This window comes from Clostridium sp. X (assembly GCF_055755365.1).
The window spans coordinates 2,535,847-2,552,113 of record NZ_CM146912.1; the positions used below are offsets into that span (position 1 = coordinate 2,535,847).

The 16,267-nt window shown below is 28.1% G+C and carries 19 protein-coding genes; all 19 read left to right on the plus strand.

What is annotated here, in order from left to right; translation table 11 throughout:
* Positions 1 to 5: 5 nt before the first annotated feature.
* The 19 genes from spoIIIAF (at position 6) to xerD (ending at position 16,229) form a co-directional block, all read left to right on the plus strand.
* Positions 6 to 590 carry a stage III sporulation protein AF gene (gene spoIIIAF / locus ACX0KU_RS12815; RefSeq protein WP_472990371.1) on the plus strand — a complete coding sequence of 195 codons (585 nt, stop codon included), beginning with the start codon at positions 6 to 8 and terminating at the stop codon, positions 588 to 590.
* Positions 591 to 633: 43 nt separating this feature from the next.
* Positions 634 to 1,272, plus strand: coding sequence for a stage III sporulation protein AG (gene spoIIIAG / locus ACX0KU_RS12820; RefSeq protein WP_472990372.1), 639 nt, complete (start codon positions 634 to 636; stop codon positions 1,270 to 1,272).
* Between the two features lie 72 nt (positions 1,273 to 1,344).
* Positions 1,345 to 1,857, plus strand: coding sequence for a SpoIIIAH-like family protein (locus ACX0KU_RS12825; protein WP_472990373.1), 513 nt, complete (start codon positions 1,345 to 1,347; stop codon positions 1,855 to 1,857).
* A gap of 85 nt (positions 1,858 to 1,942) precedes the next feature.
* Positions 1,943 to 2,332, plus strand: coding sequence for an Asp23/Gls24 family envelope stress response protein (locus tag ACX0KU_RS12830; protein WP_472990374.1), 390 nt, complete (start codon positions 1,943 to 1,945; stop codon positions 2,330 to 2,332).
* Positions 2,333 to 2,445: 113 nt separating this feature from the next.
* Positions 2,446 to 2,847 (plus strand): transcription antitermination factor NusB, encoded by a 402-nt coding sequence (gene nusB / locus ACX0KU_RS12835; RefSeq protein WP_472990375.1) that lies wholly within the window; start codon positions 2,446 to 2,448, stop codon positions 2,845 to 2,847.
* A gap of 22 nt (positions 2,848 to 2,869) precedes the next feature.
* Positions 2,870 to 3,706: a tetrahydrofolate dehydrogenase/cyclohydrolase catalytic domain-containing protein gene (locus ACX0KU_RS12840; RefSeq protein WP_472990376.1), complete on the plus strand. Its 837-nt coding sequence runs from the start codon at positions 2,870 to 2,872 to the stop codon at positions 3,704 to 3,706.
* A 1-nt stretch (position 3,707) separates the two neighbouring features.
* Positions 3,708 to 4,907 carry an exodeoxyribonuclease VII large subunit gene (xseA, locus tag ACX0KU_RS12845; RefSeq protein WP_472990377.1) on the plus strand — a complete coding sequence of 400 codons (1,200 nt, stop codon included), beginning with the start codon at positions 3,708 to 3,710 and terminating at the stop codon, positions 4,905 to 4,907.
* A gap of 32 nt (positions 4,908 to 4,939) precedes the next feature.
* Positions 4,940 to 5,161 (plus strand): exodeoxyribonuclease VII small subunit, encoded by a 222-nt coding sequence (locus ACX0KU_RS12850; RefSeq protein WP_472990378.1) that lies wholly within the window; start codon positions 4,940 to 4,942, stop codon positions 5,159 to 5,161.
* A gap of 1 nt (position 5,162) precedes the next feature.
* Entirely contained in the window at positions 5,163 to 6,038 is an 876-nt protein-coding gene (locus ACX0KU_RS12855; protein ID WP_472992449.1) for a polyprenyl synthetase family protein, read from the plus strand.
* A 215-nt stretch (positions 6,039 to 6,253) separates the two neighbouring features.
* Positions 6,254 to 8,116: a 1-deoxy-D-xylulose-5-phosphate synthase gene (gene dxs / locus ACX0KU_RS12860; RefSeq protein ID WP_472992450.1), complete on the plus strand. Its 1,863-nt coding sequence runs from the start codon at positions 6,254 to 6,256 to the stop codon at positions 8,114 to 8,116.
* 23 nt (positions 8,117 to 8,139) lie between these two features.
* Positions 8,140 to 8,952: a TlyA family RNA methyltransferase gene (locus tag ACX0KU_RS12865; RefSeq protein ID WP_472990379.1), complete on the plus strand. Its 813-nt coding sequence runs from the start codon at positions 8,140 to 8,142 to the stop codon at positions 8,950 to 8,952.
* An 11-nt stretch (positions 8,953 to 8,963) separates the two neighbouring features.
* Positions 8,964 to 9,785 (plus strand): NAD(+)/NADH kinase, encoded by an 822-nt coding sequence (locus ACX0KU_RS12870; protein ID WP_472990380.1) that lies wholly within the window; start codon positions 8,964 to 8,966, stop codon positions 9,783 to 9,785.
* Positions 9,786 to 9,811: 26 nt separating this feature from the next.
* On the plus strand, positions 9,812 to 10,267 hold the full coding sequence (locus tag ACX0KU_RS12875) for an arginine repressor (RefSeq protein ID WP_472990381.1): 456 nt from the start codon (positions 9,812 to 9,814) through the stop codon (positions 10,265 to 10,267).
* Between the two features lie 10 nt (positions 10,268 to 10,277).
* Entirely contained in the window at positions 10,278 to 11,981 is a 1,704-nt protein-coding gene (gene recN, locus ACX0KU_RS12880) for a DNA repair protein RecN (protein ID WP_472990382.1), read from the plus strand.
* Between the two features lie 164 nt (positions 11,982 to 12,145).
* The gene (spoIVB, locus tag ACX0KU_RS12885) at positions 12,146 to 13,354 is read left to right on the plus strand and encodes a SpoIVB peptidase (protein WP_472990383.1); all 1,209 of its coding nucleotides are present in this window, start codon (positions 12,146 to 12,148) and stop codon (positions 13,352 to 13,354) included.
* 173 nt (positions 13,355 to 13,527) lie between these two features.
* Positions 13,528 to 14,340 carry a sporulation transcription factor Spo0A gene (gene spo0A / locus ACX0KU_RS12890; RefSeq protein WP_472990384.1) on the plus strand — a complete coding sequence of 271 codons (813 nt, stop codon included), beginning with the start codon at positions 13,528 to 13,530 and terminating at the stop codon, positions 14,338 to 14,340.
* Positions 14,341 to 14,435: 95 nt separating this feature from the next.
* Complete coding sequence (gene spoIIM, locus ACX0KU_RS12895; RefSeq protein ID WP_472990385.1) at positions 14,436 to 15,089, plus strand: stage II sporulation protein M; 654 nt, start codon at positions 14,436 to 14,438, stop codon at positions 15,087 to 15,089.
* Positions 15,086 to 15,316: an endonuclease III gene (locus tag ACX0KU_RS12900; protein ID WP_472990386.1), complete on the plus strand. Its 231-nt coding sequence runs from the start codon at positions 15,086 to 15,088 to the stop codon at positions 15,314 to 15,316. Before spoIIM ends, ACX0KU_RS12900 begins: the two co-directional genes overlap by 4 nt.
* 34 nt (positions 15,317 to 15,350) lie before the next feature.
* Positions 15,351 to 16,229, plus strand: coding sequence for a site-specific tyrosine recombinase XerD (gene xerD / locus ACX0KU_RS12905; protein WP_472990387.1), 879 nt, complete (start codon positions 15,351 to 15,353; stop codon positions 16,227 to 16,229).
* Positions 16,230 to 16,267: the final 38 nt, after the last annotated feature.

Genomic DNA, 16,267 nt, shown 5'->3' on the forward strand with positions numbered 1-16,267 from the left:
AGAGTATGTTAGGAGCTTTTAGAGAATGGATAATTAACATTTGTACTGCTATATTCTTTATAACAGCAGTAGAGATGATACTTCCCAGTAATTCTATGAAGAAGTATACAAAGTTTGTATTAGGACTGATTCTAATAACTGTACTTATAAATCCTATTGTTAAATTATTTGATAAGAATTTCAATATAGATAGTTATATAAATACGGCCACTGAATACTTCGAAGAAAAACAATATAAGCAAGATTATGATAAGTATAAAAATGATAATATTAATAATACAGTACAAGTGTTTTCTGATAATTTAGGTAAAATGTGTATGCAAAAGTTGCAAGAGAAGTTTCCAAAAGATAGATATGAGGTATTTCCTAAAGTGAAATATGATTCCAATGAGGAAAAGTTTATTGTAGACTCAGTAAAAGTGGAGGTGAATGAAGGAAAAGTTAGAAGTATTAAAAAAGTTACTATAAAGAATGCTAAAGAGGTTAATGTTAAAGAAGTACTTAATGAAGAAAAAAATAGAGAGATTACTGAATATTTAAGTGAAGTATTAAATATATCTAAGGATAAAATTAAAGTTTATAAAATATAGGTTAATAAACTGATTATTCAAAGTTAAAGTAAGGGGTGAACTTATGGATTTTAAAAAGCTGTTTGATTTAGAAAAACTAAAAAGAAAAACCGCTGACAATAATTTTAAAAAGATGAATCTAGGGAATTTATCCATTTTAGTACTAGTTGGTATTTTGTTGGTAATTTTAAGTACTACTTTTAAGAACGACACTATTGCTACATCTAGTAAGATGATTGGTAATGATAAAAATTCGTTAACATTGGAAAGCACATCAACTGATGATGAGAAAAATAAGTTAATGAGAACAGAAGAACAAGAAGTAGAAAGAAAATTAAAAGAAACTCTAGAAAATATTCAAGGAGTAGGGAAAGTGCAAGTAATGGTCTATTTTAAAGGGGGTGAAGAACAAATTCCAGCAATTAATATAAATGACTCTACTAGTCTAACAGAAGAAAAAGATATAGATGGGGGAACAAGAAAAATAACTCAGAAGAATGATGGAAGAAGTATTGTAATGATGAACACCCAGAATGGAACAGAGCCTTTTGTAGTAAAGAAGTACAAACCAGAGGTTACTGGAGTTTGTGTAGTATCAGAGGGAGCAGAAAATAATTTAACTAAACTTGAGATTCAAAAGGCTGTAGTTAACTTATTTGATTTAAAGGAAAATCAAGTAAATGTTTATGCGATGAAAAAGTAACATATCTATCATAAGATAGGCATATAAATTCTCTAGAAAGATTAAAATAAAAATTATATGGGGGGTATTAAAATGAACAAGAAACAAGGAGTTATTATTGTAGTGTTATTAGCGCTTATTGTTTGCGCTGGAGTGTTAGCGACAAAGCTAAATTCAGATTTAGAGTATGTAGCTGGCAATGAGATTTCAAACGGAAAGAGCACTATTTCATTCAATGACAATAGTACACAAAGTAATGAAAGTAACTTTTTTAAAGAATCTCAAATTATAAGAGATAATAATTTATCACAAGCATTACAAAGTTTAAAAGCATTAATAGACGATGAACATACTTCTAAGGAAGATAGATCTGAGCTTTCTAAAAAATATACTAACTTAGCGTTAGCAAGTAGTAATCAATCACAAATAGAAACTTTACTTAAAAGCAAAGGGTATGCTGATGCTTTATGTTATGTACAAGATAGCAAAGTAACTATAATCGTTAAAACATCAGAAAAGCTTACAGATGTTCAACAAAAACAAATACAAGATGTAGTTATGGATGTTACTCATATTAGAGATGTTGAAATTCAATTAAATCAATAAATATATTTGTAAAGTTCTAAGGCTTTTGATATAATAATCTTAAGATTAATTTGTTTTGGAAAATCCAAGCAAAGGGGGCACCGAAATGGATGAAAATTTAAATAAAGACGTTGAAATGGGAATTGTTAAAATATCTGATGAAGTAGTTGAAGTGATAGCAGGATTAGCAGCTTCAGAAATTGATGGGCTTGAAGGCATGAGTACTACTTTAGTTGGAGGAATAACTCAAATATTAAGTGGTAAAAAAAATGCTTCAAAGGGGATCAAGGTTAACGTAGAAGAAGATAAAGCTATAATAGATTTGTATGTTGTAGTAAAATATGGAGTAAAGATACCGGAAGTTGCTAAGAAGGTTCAAGAAAATGTAAAGAAATCAGTTGAGTCTATGACAGGACTTAATGTATCAGGCATTAACTTGTATATTCAAAGTATAGTTCTGCCTAAGGAAGAAGAAAAGGTTAATGAAGAAGAGTAGAATTACACCCTCTGAAAACAGAGGGTGTTTCCTTGTTTAAAAATGTATAGTATTAATACAATTGACGATAATTAAATTATAAAGTTTATATAAAAGATTAGTAGGAGGAAGTTATGAACAGAAGAAAATCTAGAGAAATTGCGATGAAGTTACTTTTTGAAATGAGTATAAATAAAGAAGTGTATGAGGAGATATTAGTAAATTTCAAAGAAAATACTGATATTAACCTAGATGATATTGATTTTAACTATTTAGAAAGAGTGGTTAATGGAGTACAAAAGAATATAGATGTTATAGATAAAAAAATAGAAGAAAACCTAAAAAATTGGAAATTTAACAGACTATCTAAGGTAGATCTATCAATACTTAGAATAGCAATGTTTGAGATTTTATTTAGTGAAGATATTCCAGATAAAGTTGCTTTAAATGAAGGGATTGAACTTGCTAAAAAGTACTCAGCAGACAATTCAGCAACTTTTGTAAATGGAGTCCTTGGAAATATTGTAAAACTATAATAGTATTACGTGGAGGAGAAAGATGGGCATAAGATTAGAGGGGAAGAAACTTGCAGAAAAATTTAGAGAAGATTTAAAAGTATTAATAGAAGAAAAGTGTGAAGAAGGACAAAGACCTCCATGCCTAGCTAATATTTTAGTAGGGCAAGACGGAGGATCTATTTATTATGTGAATAATCAAAATGCATTATGTGAAAAAATGGGTGTAAAAGTAAAGAGTATTGTTTTGGATGAAAGAATTAAGGAAGATAGTCTTATAGAAACAATTATAAATCTTAATAATGATGAAAATGTAGATGGGATAATTCTTCAGCTACCATTACCTAAGCATATAAATGAATCTAAAGTTACATCTGTAATATCTTATGAAAAGGATATTGATGGACTTAGTGCTATTAGTGTAGGAAAGTTATATAAAGGAGAAAAATGCTTTAATCCTTGTACACCTAAAGGTGTAATAGAACTTATAAAAGGTACTGGTGAGAATATTGAAGGAAAAAATGCTGTTATTATAGGAAGAAGTAACATAGTAGGTAAACCATTAGCACAATTACTTTTGAATGAGAATGCAACTGTAACTATATGCCATTCTAAAACACTTAATCTTAAGAATATATGCTCAAATGCTGATATTTTAATAGCAGCAATAGGAAAACCAAGCTTTGTTACAAAGGAATTTATTAAGAATGATGCTATAGTTATTGATGTGGGAACGACTTCAGTTCAAGGAAAGCTAACGGGAGATGTATGTTTTGATGAAGTTATTGAAAAGGCTAAGTATGTTACACCAGTTCCAGGTGGAGTAGGAGCAATGACAACAACTATGTTAATAAAAAATCTTTGTGAGGGATTGAAGTAGGATGCAACTAAAAACTTTAACTGTTTCTCAACTTAATAGCTATATAAAAAAAATATTAGATAATGATTTTATATTAAAAAATTCTTGTATTAAGGGTGAAATATCTAATTTTAAAGTCCATAGTAGTGGTCATATATATTTTTCTTTAAAGGATGAGCAAAGTAAAATTAATTGTATAATGTTTAAAGCTTTTGCAGAGGAGTTAACTTTTGTTCCAGAAAATGGAGATAGTGTAGTTGTAGTAGGTAGGGTTTCAGTATATCAAAAAGATGGGTCATATCAGTTTTACTGTGAAAGTATTGAGAAACAAGGTATAGGAAATTTATTTATTGCCTTCGAAAATTTAAAAAATAAGCTTTTAAAAGAACGCATTTTCGATGAAGAGCATAAGAAAGAAATTCCAAAGTATGCAAGGAAGATTGGAGTTGTTACATCTCCAACAGGAGCGGCAATTAAAGATATTATTAATGTTGCAAGAAGAAGAAATTCTAAGATAGAAATCTTGATTTACCCTTCTTTGGTTCAAGGAAAAGATGCTTTGGAACAACTAATAAAAGGAATAAAATACTTAGAGAGTAGAGAAGATGTTGATGTAATAATTTTAGCTAGAGGGGGAGGGTCTATTGAAGAACTATGGTCATTTAATGATGAGAAACTAGCTTATGAAATATATAAGTGTAGTAAACCCATTATAAGTGGTATAGGACATGAAACTGATTTTACAATAGCTGATTTTGTTAGTGATAAGAGAGCATCTACTCCATCTGCAGCATCAGAAATAGCAGTTTTTAATTTAGAAGAATTACAAGATAGAATAAAAGAAAAACAATTTAAATTATATAAACATATTAAACATCAAATTAGAATTGAGAATATTAATATACAAATGGCATTACAAAAAATAGGGAATAATAATCCCATGAATCTTATTGCAAATGAATATAGTAGAATTGATAATATAAAAGAAAGATTTAAATATATAATAAGCCGTAATATAGACAAAGAAAAAGAGCGGATTAAAAAAATGAATTCATTATTATGTGCTCATAACCCTTTAAATGTATTAAATAAGGGTTATGCAATAGTACAAGATGAAGATAGTAATATAATTACAGATATAGGTCAAATTAGACTAAATGAATGCATAAAGATTACTCTAAAATCAGGTGAAATTAAGCTACTAGTAAATAAATTTAAATAATATATTAAATAAAAAAGCTTTATGGAGGAATTATGGTAAAGAAAAAAGATTCTTATGAGGCATTACTTAATAGATTAGATAGTATCCTAAGTGATATGGAGAATGAAGGACTGGATTTAGAAAAATCTATGAAGAATTATGAAGAAGGCATCAATATATGTAATAAAATGTTTAAAATTTTAAATGAGGCAGAGACAAGGGTTAAGGTTTTAACAGAAAACGGAGAAAAAGATTTTATTGAGGGCGATGAATGATATGGATATGGAAAAGCTGAAGATAGAAGTAAACACATGGTTAGATGAGGCATTTAAAGATAGGGGTACATATAATAAGTTAATTTATAATGCCATGGAATACAGCATTAAGATTGGAGGGAAAAGAGTTAGACCTCTTTTAATGCTTTATACATATAGAATATATAAAAATGACTATCAACATATTATACCTATAGCTGCTGCTGTTGAGATGATACATACATATTCTTTAATACATGATGACTTACCATGCATGGACGATGATGATTTAAGAAGAGGAAAACCTACTAATCATAAAGTTTTTGGAGAGGCAATATCGGTTCTTGCAGGAGATGGACTTTTAAATTGTGCAATGAGCATAATGCTGAATTTCTGTTTAAACAGTACAATAAAAGAAAATTCATTAGAAGCTTGTTCTTTAATTGCTCAAGCAGCAGGTGTAGAAGGTATGATAGGTGGTCAAGTAGTAGATATTTTAAGTGAGAATAAAGACATAAGTGATGAACAGCTTTATTATATGCATAAGCACAAGACTGGAGAATTAATAAGAGCTTCAATAGTATCTGGAGCTATTTTAGCAGACGCACCAAGTGAAGATATAGAATTACTTAATAAATACGGAGAAAAACTAGGACTTATTTTTCAAATTAAAGATGATATACTTGATGTAATTGGTGATAGTAATATTATGGGAAAAATGTCTTGTAGTGATGAAAATAATAATAAAATTACTTTTGTATCTAAGTTTGGATTAGATAAGTGTATTGATATGTGTGATGAATTAACACAAGAATGCTTAAATCTCTTAGGAAAAATCTCTAAGGATTGTACTTATTTAAAAGATATGACACGATATCTTACTAAGAGAGAAGCTTAATGATGAGGAAAATTCTTTCTTAGTTTCTGGAATGAATAAGCAAATATTATAGAATTACATATCTTTAGATAAACTTTAAGGTTTTAAGGTGATTTTGAAATAAGTAAATCTGTATGATATAATTCCTATAGATGGACTCAGTCATGATTAAATATAAAAGTTTTATTTAAGATTGTATAGGTTAGCGTATGTCGTTTAAAAAGGAAGATAACATTATGAATAATATACTAGATACTTATATAGATAGTGATCAATTAAAGAAGATGACTTTTTCTGAAATAGCACAGTTTGCACAAGAAATAAGAAGTTTTTTAGTTCATAAGGTTTCGAAAACTGGAGGACATTTATCATCGAATTTAGGTGTAGTAGAACTTACATTAAGTTTATATAAGGTTTTTAACATAAATTATGATAAATTTGTATGGGACGTAGGTCATCAGACTTATGTACATAAAATATTAACAGGTAGAAAACATAACTTTGATGGTTTGAGACAATTGGGTGGAATAAGCGGATTTCCTAAAAGATGTGAAAGTAAATGTGATGTTTTTGAAACAGGACACAGTAGTACATCTATTTCTGCAGCTTTAGGAATGGCTAGAGCTAGAGATTTAAAAAAAGATGATTACAGTGTTGTAGCAGTTATTGGAGACGGAGCTCTAACAGGAGGAATGGCTTTAGAGGCATTAAATGATGTAGGATATAGAAAGACAGACTTAATAATTATCTTAAATGATAATCAAATGTCTATTGGAAAAAACGTAGGGGGATTATCTTCTTATCTGAGTAAGATAAGAATTGATCCTAAGTATAATAAATTAAAGGATGAATTTGAAGAGTTATTAAGAAAAACAAATATAGGAAGTGGATTTGCAGATTCTTTAAAAAAGGTTAAATCAGGTATTAAACAAATGTTAGTCCCAGGTATGTTTTTTGAAGACATGGGTATTAAGTATTTAGGTCCAATTGATGGACATAATATAAGAGAACTTACAGAAGTTTTAACTAGAGCTAAAAAATTAAAAGGACCTGTTTTAATCCACACTATAACTCAAAAAGGGAGAGGCTATACATTTGCTGAAAAAAACCCGGATAAATTTCATGGTATTTCTGCTTTTGATTTAGTTACGGGAAAAGTTTCAAAAATTAGTGAGCAAAACTATTCAAATACTTTTGGAGATGCTTTGATTGAATTAGCAGAGGAAAATAAAAATATAGTAGGAATTACAGCAGCTATGCGGGATGGAACAGGTCTAAAGAAATTTAGTGAAAAGTTTCCAGATAGGTTTTTTGATGTAGGTATTGCTGAACAACATGCAGTAACACTTGCTGCTGGTATGGCAGAAGGTGGTTTAAGGCCAGTATTTGCAGTATATTCAACTTTCTTACAGCGCGCATATGATCAAGTGATTCATGATGTATGTCAACAAAATCTTCCTGTTATTTTTGCAATAGATAGAGCAGGGATAGTAGGGAATGATGGAGAAACGCATCAAGGAGTTTTTGATCTATCTTATTTATCGCATATGCCAAATATAACTATTATGTCACCTAAAGTTATGGAAGAGCTAAAAGGAATGTTAGAATGGGCTATTAAGCAAAATGGGCCAGTAGCTATTAGGTATCCTAGAGGTGGAGATAGTAATAAAGTAAGGTTAACACCGCAACAAAACTTTACTAAAGGTAAATGGGAACTAATTAGTGATGAAGGTAAAGTTGTTATTATAGCTACAGGAAATATGGTAGCATTAGCCGTAGAAGTTAAGGAAAAAATTAAGACTTTATTAGGTGTTGATATATCTATAGTAAATGCATGTTTTGTAAAACCTATTGATAAAATACTTCTAAATGAATTAATATTAAAAGACTATAAAATAATAACTATTGAAGATAATGTAGTTCATGGGGGATTAGGATCGCTTGTTTTGGAATACATAAATTCATTAGAAAAGAATACAGAGATATTAAATATAGGATTTGAAGATAAGTTTATACCACATGGAGAATCAAAAATACTATATAAACTAAATGATATGGATATTGATGGAATTATTAAAAGAATACAGAATATTATTTGAATTTGTAAAAAAGGAGAAAGAATATGAATGTGTCAAAATCTAAAAGATTAGATACACTTTTAGTAGAGAAGAATATGTTTGAGTCAAGAGAAAAAGCTCAAGCAAGCATAATGGCTGGAGATATATTTGTTAATGGTCAAAGAGTAGACAAATGTGGTGAGAAGATTAAAGAAACAGCTGATATAGAATTTAAGGGTAAAGCTATGCCATATGTAAGTAGAGGTGGATATAAGTTAGAGAGATCTATTAAAAGCTTTGACATTAATTTGAAAGATAAAGTATGTCTTGATATTGGAGCATCAACTGGTGGTTTTACGGATTGTATGCTTCAAAATGGTGCAAAGCAAGTTTTTGCAATAGATGTAGGATATGGACAATTTGCTTGGAAGTTAAGAACAGATCCTAGAGTTGTTTGCATGGAGAGAACTAATGCAAGGTATTTAAAATATGATGATTTAGGAACATATGCAGATTTTGCTAGTATAGATGTTTCTTTTATTTCTTTAAAAAAGATAGTTTTGCCTATAATAGATTTACTAACTGATAAAGGTGAAGTAGTGGCATTAATTAAACCGCAATTTGAAGCAGGTAGAGAAAAAATAGGCAAAAAAGGTGTGGTTAGAGAAGCAAGCACACATAAAGAAGTTATAAATAGTATTTTAACATTTCTTATTGAGAATAATGTAAAGATTATAGGGTTGGATCATTCGCCTATAAAGGGTCCTGAAGGAAATATAGAATATTTAGTATACTTTACTAAAGATAAAGATTATGATAAAGATTTTGACTGGAATCTGGTAGATGCAATTGTTGATTTTTCACATGAGAATCTATAATTGGAGGAAATATGAAGAATATAGGAATAAATATTAACAGCAGTAAGTTTATAAATAATAAAGTTATTGATGATATAATTTTTAAAATTAATAAGTATATAAAAGAGGCTAATATAAAAATATTTAAGGATTCTACAGGTTTAAATGAGATAACGTCATCAAAACTAGATATATTAATAGTTTTAGGTGGAGATGGGACAATGTTAAGAGCTGCACGGACTATAGCAAAATTTGGAGTTCCAATATTAGGTATAAATATGGGGCATCTAGGCTTTTTAACAGGTTCTGAAGTTTCAGATATAGAAAGTGTCTTTCAAAGTTTAAGTGAAGGAAAGTATAATATAGAAGAGCGAATAATGTTAGAAGGAAAGATTACTGGAAATAATGATAGTAGTGATTTATGTTGTTTAAATGATATTGTAATTTCAAGAGGAGCACTGTCTAGAATATTAAACTATGATGTGTATGTAGATAATGCACTATATACGTCATTTAATTCTGATGGATTAATAATTTCAACACCGACTGGATCTACCGCTTATGCATTATCAGCAGGAGGTCCTCTTTTGTATCCTACATTAGATGTAATTTCATTAACGCCTATTTGCCCACATTCCATGAATTCAAGAAGTATTATAATAGATGGAGAAAGTGAAGTTTTCATTAAAATAGATAAAAAGAATGCTAGTGTATATTTAACATTAGATGGTCAAGAAAGTATAAATTTGCAGGATTCTCAAGATATTTTGATAAAAAAATACAATTATAAATGTAAACTGATTAAAATAAATGGATATAATTACTTCGATGTATTAAGAAGGAAGCTTTTTTAAATCATACTTTTTTAAGGAGATGAAAAATGAAATTACAAAGGCATGCAAAAATTCTAGAGATAATAAACAGAGAAGATATAGAGACACAGGAAGAATTGGCTGATGAGCTGAAAAAGAGTAAAATGGATGTCACACAAGCAACAGTATCTAGAGATATAAAAGAATTAAAACTTATTAAAGTGTTATCAGAAAAAGGGACATATAAATATGCAACTATATCTCAGAGTGAAGGTTTCTTATCAAGTAAATTAGCTAGTATTTTTGAAAATACTGTTATTAATGTTGAAAATGTTCAAAATTTTGTTGTGGTAAAAACTCTTTCAGGTTCAGGATCAGCAGCAGCAGAGGCTATTGACTCCATGAACTTTGAGGGGATTGCAGGAACTATTGCAGGGGATAATACTATTTTTATTTTAACTTTAAATGAAGAAAAGGCTCAAGAAATAGTGAAAAAGTTAAAAAAGATGCTTTCAAGCAAATAGGAGAGTATATATGCTATTACAATTAAATATTAATAATTTTGCTCTAATAGAAACTTTAACTATTAATTTCGAACAAGGACTTAATATATTAACTGGAGAAACAGGTGCAGGAAAATCTATATTAATTGATGCGATAAATTATGTACTTGGAAATAAGTTTAATAAAGGCTTAATAAGAACTGGTGAAGAAAAGACACTTGTAGAAGCGATTTTTGAAATTGAAAATAGTGAAACTATTAGCATGTTGAAAGATATGGAAATAGAATTTGAAGATATACTTATTATAAGCAGAGAGACTTTTAAATCAGGAAAAAGTATTGTTAAAGTAAATAATAAATCTTTATTAGTATCCGATGTAAAAAGACTCTCAAATACTCTTATAAATATACACGGTCAGCATGAAAATCAACAATTACTTAATCCTTCTACTCATATTTATTATCTTGATAAATTTGGAGATGCTAAGTTAAAAGAACATATTGATAAATATAGAGTAAAGTTTAGAAAAATATTAGAAATAGATAATGAAATACAGAAGTTAGGCTTAAATGACGGAGAAAAAGAAAAATTAGTAGATTTTTTAAAATATCAATTAGATGAAATTAATAATGGAAATCTAAAGATAGGAGAAGACTCTGAGTTAGAAGAAAAATACCAGATATTAATGAATTCAGAGAAAATAAATAATTGTTTATTAAGTAGCTATAATACTCTTTATAATAGCGAAGATAATTTCTTATCGGTATATGATCTTTTAAACAGAGCTATTAAAGAACTCAAATTAGTAGAAAATCATATGGATAAACTTACTGGTATTATAAAGTCTTTAGAAGAGTCATATTTTGATATTCAGCAAAATATAGCTGAGATTAGAAATCTTCAAGAAAATATAGTCTATGATAAAACTGAATTAGAATTTATAAATAGTAGAATTTTTTTAATAGATTCATTTAAAAGAAAATATGGAATTACTATAGAAGAGATTTTAGAATATAGAGATAAAATTTCCAATCAATATGATGAACTTATAGATAGTAGTAGAATAATAGAAGAACTAAAGAAACAAAGAGAAGATCTTACTAAACAGATTTCAGAAGAAGCTAATATAATACATAATTTAAGATGTAATATAGCTAATATCCTAGAAGATAATATAAAAAGAGAATTAAACTATGTAGGATTAGAGAAAAGTATTATAAAAATAGATGTAAAGCTAGATAATAACTTATATAGTAATGGAATGGATAAAGTTCAGTTTATGATTTCCACTAATCCAGGAGAACCATTAAAGCCATTAGATAAAATTGTTTCTGGTGGAGAATTATCTAGAATAATGCTTAGTTTAAAAGCAGTATTTGTTGATAAAGATGAGATTCCTTCTGTAATATTTGATGAAGTCGATATAGGTATAAGTGGTAGGATAGCTCAAAGTGTAGCAGAAAAAATGTATCTAATTTCAAATGCGCATCAAGTGTTTTGTGTAACACATTTACCACAAATTGCAAGTATGTCAGATACTCATTTTTTAGTTATTAAAGAAACTAAATTTGAAAAGACGTATACTAATATTAAAAAAATAGATGAATTTGAAAAAGAATATGAGATAGCTCGAATGATTGGAGGTTCCAAAATAACGGAGTTAACACTGCAACATGCTAGAGAAATGATAGGGCTCGCATTAGATAGAAAAAAGGATTTAATTTTAAATAAATAAATTCATAATCATTAAATGATTATGAATTTTTTTTATTTAAATAAATTTCATATATTTGTTTTATTATAAATAAATTACTTTCTAGACAATGATACGATAGAATAATTAAATTTTAAAGGGGTAAATTAAACTTGAATAAAGTATGTTATGCAGGAGGTGGAAAAATGAAAAACAGAAGGAAATGCATAATATGCTGGAGTTTAATTCCGGTGATAATATTAATTATGAGCTTATATTGGAAAACTCTAAGTATACCAAATACAATTTTTTTAAGAGAAGGTCAAGAATTAAAATCTAACTACATTGTAAGACTTAATAAAAATTTTAATTCTAGACAATTGATAAAAAATACTACGATGCTTAATGTTAGTATTTTAGGAGTTGTTCCAATAAAGTCTGTATCAGTGACATCTGTACCTCAAATATATGTTTATCCTGGAGGAACACCAGTAGGAGTAAAATTAAATACCAAAGGTGTTCTTGTAGTAGCACTTTCGGATGTTAAAAGTTCTAGAGGAAAAGTTATGAGCCCCTCTGCTGAAGGTGGAATACAAGTAGGAGATATTATAGTAAAAGTTAATGGAAAAAGCATTAATAGCTCAGAAGAGTTAGTTAAGATTATAGATAGTAATAAGAATAAGAGTTTGAAAGTTATTTTAGAAAGAAATGAAAAAACAATAGAAAGAGAAATTATACCTGTAAAAGATAAAGAAAATAATAGCTATAAAATAGGATTATGGGTGAGAGATTCTACATCAGGCGTTGGAACTTTAACTTTTTATGATGAAAAAAATAAAAAGTTTGGAGCATTAGGACACCCTATTACTGATGTTGATACAGGAACTATACTAAGTGTTAGAGAAGGCGAAATTGTTGAATCTTCTATTATATCAATTAGAAAAGGAGAAAAAGGAAATCCAGGAGAATTAAGAGGGATTTTTATAAATGAAGATAAATCATTAGGTAAGGTATATAAAAATACCATTTGTGGAATTTATGGAACTGGAGATTTAAATATCAAGAATAATAAGTTTGATAAACCTATACAAATTGCATTAAGAAATGAAATTAAGGAAGGTCCTGCAAAAATACTAACTACGATTGATGGAACTGAACCTAAATTATATGATATAACAATAGAGAAGTTATTAACACAAGATAAACCTGGTCCTAAAAGTATGGTAATAAAGGTAACTGATGAAAGGTTATTAAATAAAACAGGTGGAATTGTTCAGGGAATGAGTGGAAGTCCTATTATTCAAAATAATAAATTAGTTGGAGCAGTTACACACGTTTTAATTAACAAGCCAGATGTGGGTTACGGAATCTATATAGAATGGATGCTTAAGGATGCTGATATTTTAATTAAATAACTAGCATTTATTAACAAACAATAGTAAAATAAAAGATAGCAGATGCTATCTTTTATTTATTTAATTTATCCAAATTTTAGAAAATAATTCTAAATAAGAAGGAATAATTATGGTTTTGTCGAATAAGTAATATATGTAGTAAATGGAATAAATTTCAAAGGGGAGATAAATATATGGAAAATAATAAAATAAGCGTGATTATAGCGGATGATAATAAGGAATTTTGTAATATTCTAAATGATTATTTGTTAAATCAAAGAGATATAATAGTTACAGGAGTTGCAAAAGATGGTATTGAGGCAATAAAACTAATACAAGAAAAAAAGCCAGACCTAGTAGTTCTTGATATAATTATGCCACATCTTGATGGACTTGGAGTGTTAGAAAGACTAAACACTATAAATATAGATCCTATGCCAAGAATAATAGTTTTATCAGCAGTGGGACAAGATAAAATAACTCAAAGAGCAATAACACTTGGTGCAGACTATTATGTGGTTAAACCATTTGATATGGATGTATTTACAAAAAGAATAAGACAGATGTTTAATAATACTATTTCAAGTGATCAAGTTAAAAAGTCAGTATCTGTAGCTGAAACAGAAGAAGTTAAAATGAAAAGAAATGAACCATTAGATTTAGAATCAGAAATAACAGGTATAATTCATGAGATTGGTGTACCTGCACATATAAAAGGATACATGTATTTAAGAGAAGCAATAGGTATGGTTGTGAATGATATTGAGCTTTTATCAGCAGTAACTAAAGAGCTTTACCCATCTATAGGAAAGAAATTTAATACTACAGCAAGTAGAGTTGAAAGAGCAATAAGACATGCTATTGAAGTTGCATGGTCAAGAGGACAAGTAGAAACAATAAATAAAATATTTGGATATACAATACATAACGGAAAAGGAAAACCTACTAATAGTGAATTTATTGCTATGGTAGCTGATAAATTAAGATTGAAAAATAAAGTAAGTTAGTATATAAAATACTTCAATATTAATATAATTCATGCATATAACTTCTCTTGTAATCATAAATATTAAAAAGATGATAACAAGAGGAGGAGTGTTGTATGAAAGACAATAAAATAACTCATAACCTAAAAAATCATATTAGAAAGAATTTGTTTATATATATACTAACCTTTTTATTTTTATGTATAGGAATTGTTATAGGAATGTATGCAGTTAAATATATGGGAAGAGTTGAAAAAGATAATTTAGTTGGATGGTTTATTAATTATTCTAAAGATACAGCAGTAAACTCAATTGATAAAAAGCAGATTCTACTTACAACTATAAAGAATAATATCTCTATTATAATTGTAATTTGGTTTCTAGGACTTACCATGTTAGGGACACCTTTAATATTAATTATTAATTTGATAAAAGGATTTACTATAGGATTTACGTCTAGTTTTGTTATAAATGGATTAGGAAGTAAAGGCATTTTATTAAATTTACTAGTTGTATTTCCTCAAAATATTATATATATTCCCTGTATAATTATATGTTCTGTTCTAGCTATAGAATTTTCATTGGTTCTATTGAGAACTAATTCAACTCAAGTATTAAATAGAAAAAATATGCTACTTGAAGCAACTACATATTCAACTGTTTTTATTTTTGTTATTGGATTTATGTTTATTGGATTTTTTATAGAAGGTTATATAACACCATCTATGTTAAAACTTATAGTTGGTAATTTGGGAAGTGCTTTAACATGAGTACTTCAAAAACAAAGATGGATTTTATAATTTTAATATTAAAGTGTTATCTTATAATATTGACTTTAGGACTAATTTTGCCTAAAGTTATAGATTTGATTTTATGTTTTGTTATAAGTAACTATACTAATTACAGAGATAGTACATTTGTACTTAGTACTATAGCTAAAAATGAGCTACTAATATATAGATATATTTATATATTTAATAGTTTTTTTAGGTTATAGATATTAAGTACTAAAACTATTGGGAGAAGAAAATATGAGTAACTATTTAATTGACTTTGTTAATGAAATGGGAAGAAAAGAGCTTAGCAGAAATACTATAGAAGCTTATAAAAGAGATGTAAATAGATTTATTAAATTTTTAGATCAACGAGAAGAAGAATTGTTGAAAATTGATATGATACCTATTATGGCTTATGTGCAAGATTTAAAAAAGAATAGGAAAGCTAATAGTTCTATAATAAGAAACCTAGTAGCCATAAGAAGCTTTTATAAATATTTAATAAAGTCAGGCAAGATTACAGAAAGTCCATTAATTAATTATGAAGTTCCTAAAAATAAAAGAAATATTCCGGAAATACTAACGGTAGATGAAATTAATAAATTTTTAGATACTCCTGATTGTAGTGATTATAAGGGAATTAGAGATAAAGCTATGATAGAACTTATGTATGCAGCAGGTATAAAAGTTTCTGAGTTACTAAGTCTTAGAATTTTTGATATAAATTTAAAATTATCTTATATAAAATGTAAAGGACTTAAAGCTAAAGAGAGAATAGTACCTATTGGAAGCTTTGCTGTAAATTGTTTAGAAGAATACATTCAAATCAGAAACAAAGTTAATAGCTCTACTTCAGAATTATTATTTTGTAATCTGAGAGGGGAAAAGATGACAAGGCAAGGTTTTTGGAAGATGATTAAGGGGTATGCTACTGAAGCTAAAATAGACAAGGTAATTAATCCGTATACACTAAGGCATTCTTTTGCAGTACATTTACTCCAAAATGGTGCAGATATGAAGGCGGTACAAGAACTTTTAGGTCATAATACTCTTTCTACAACACAGATATATTCAAGTATATCAAAACAAAGTAAAATAGTTGATATCTATAAAAATGCACATCCTAGGGCTTAAAGTACCTAAGGATGTGTTTTTCTTTTTAAATATAAAGT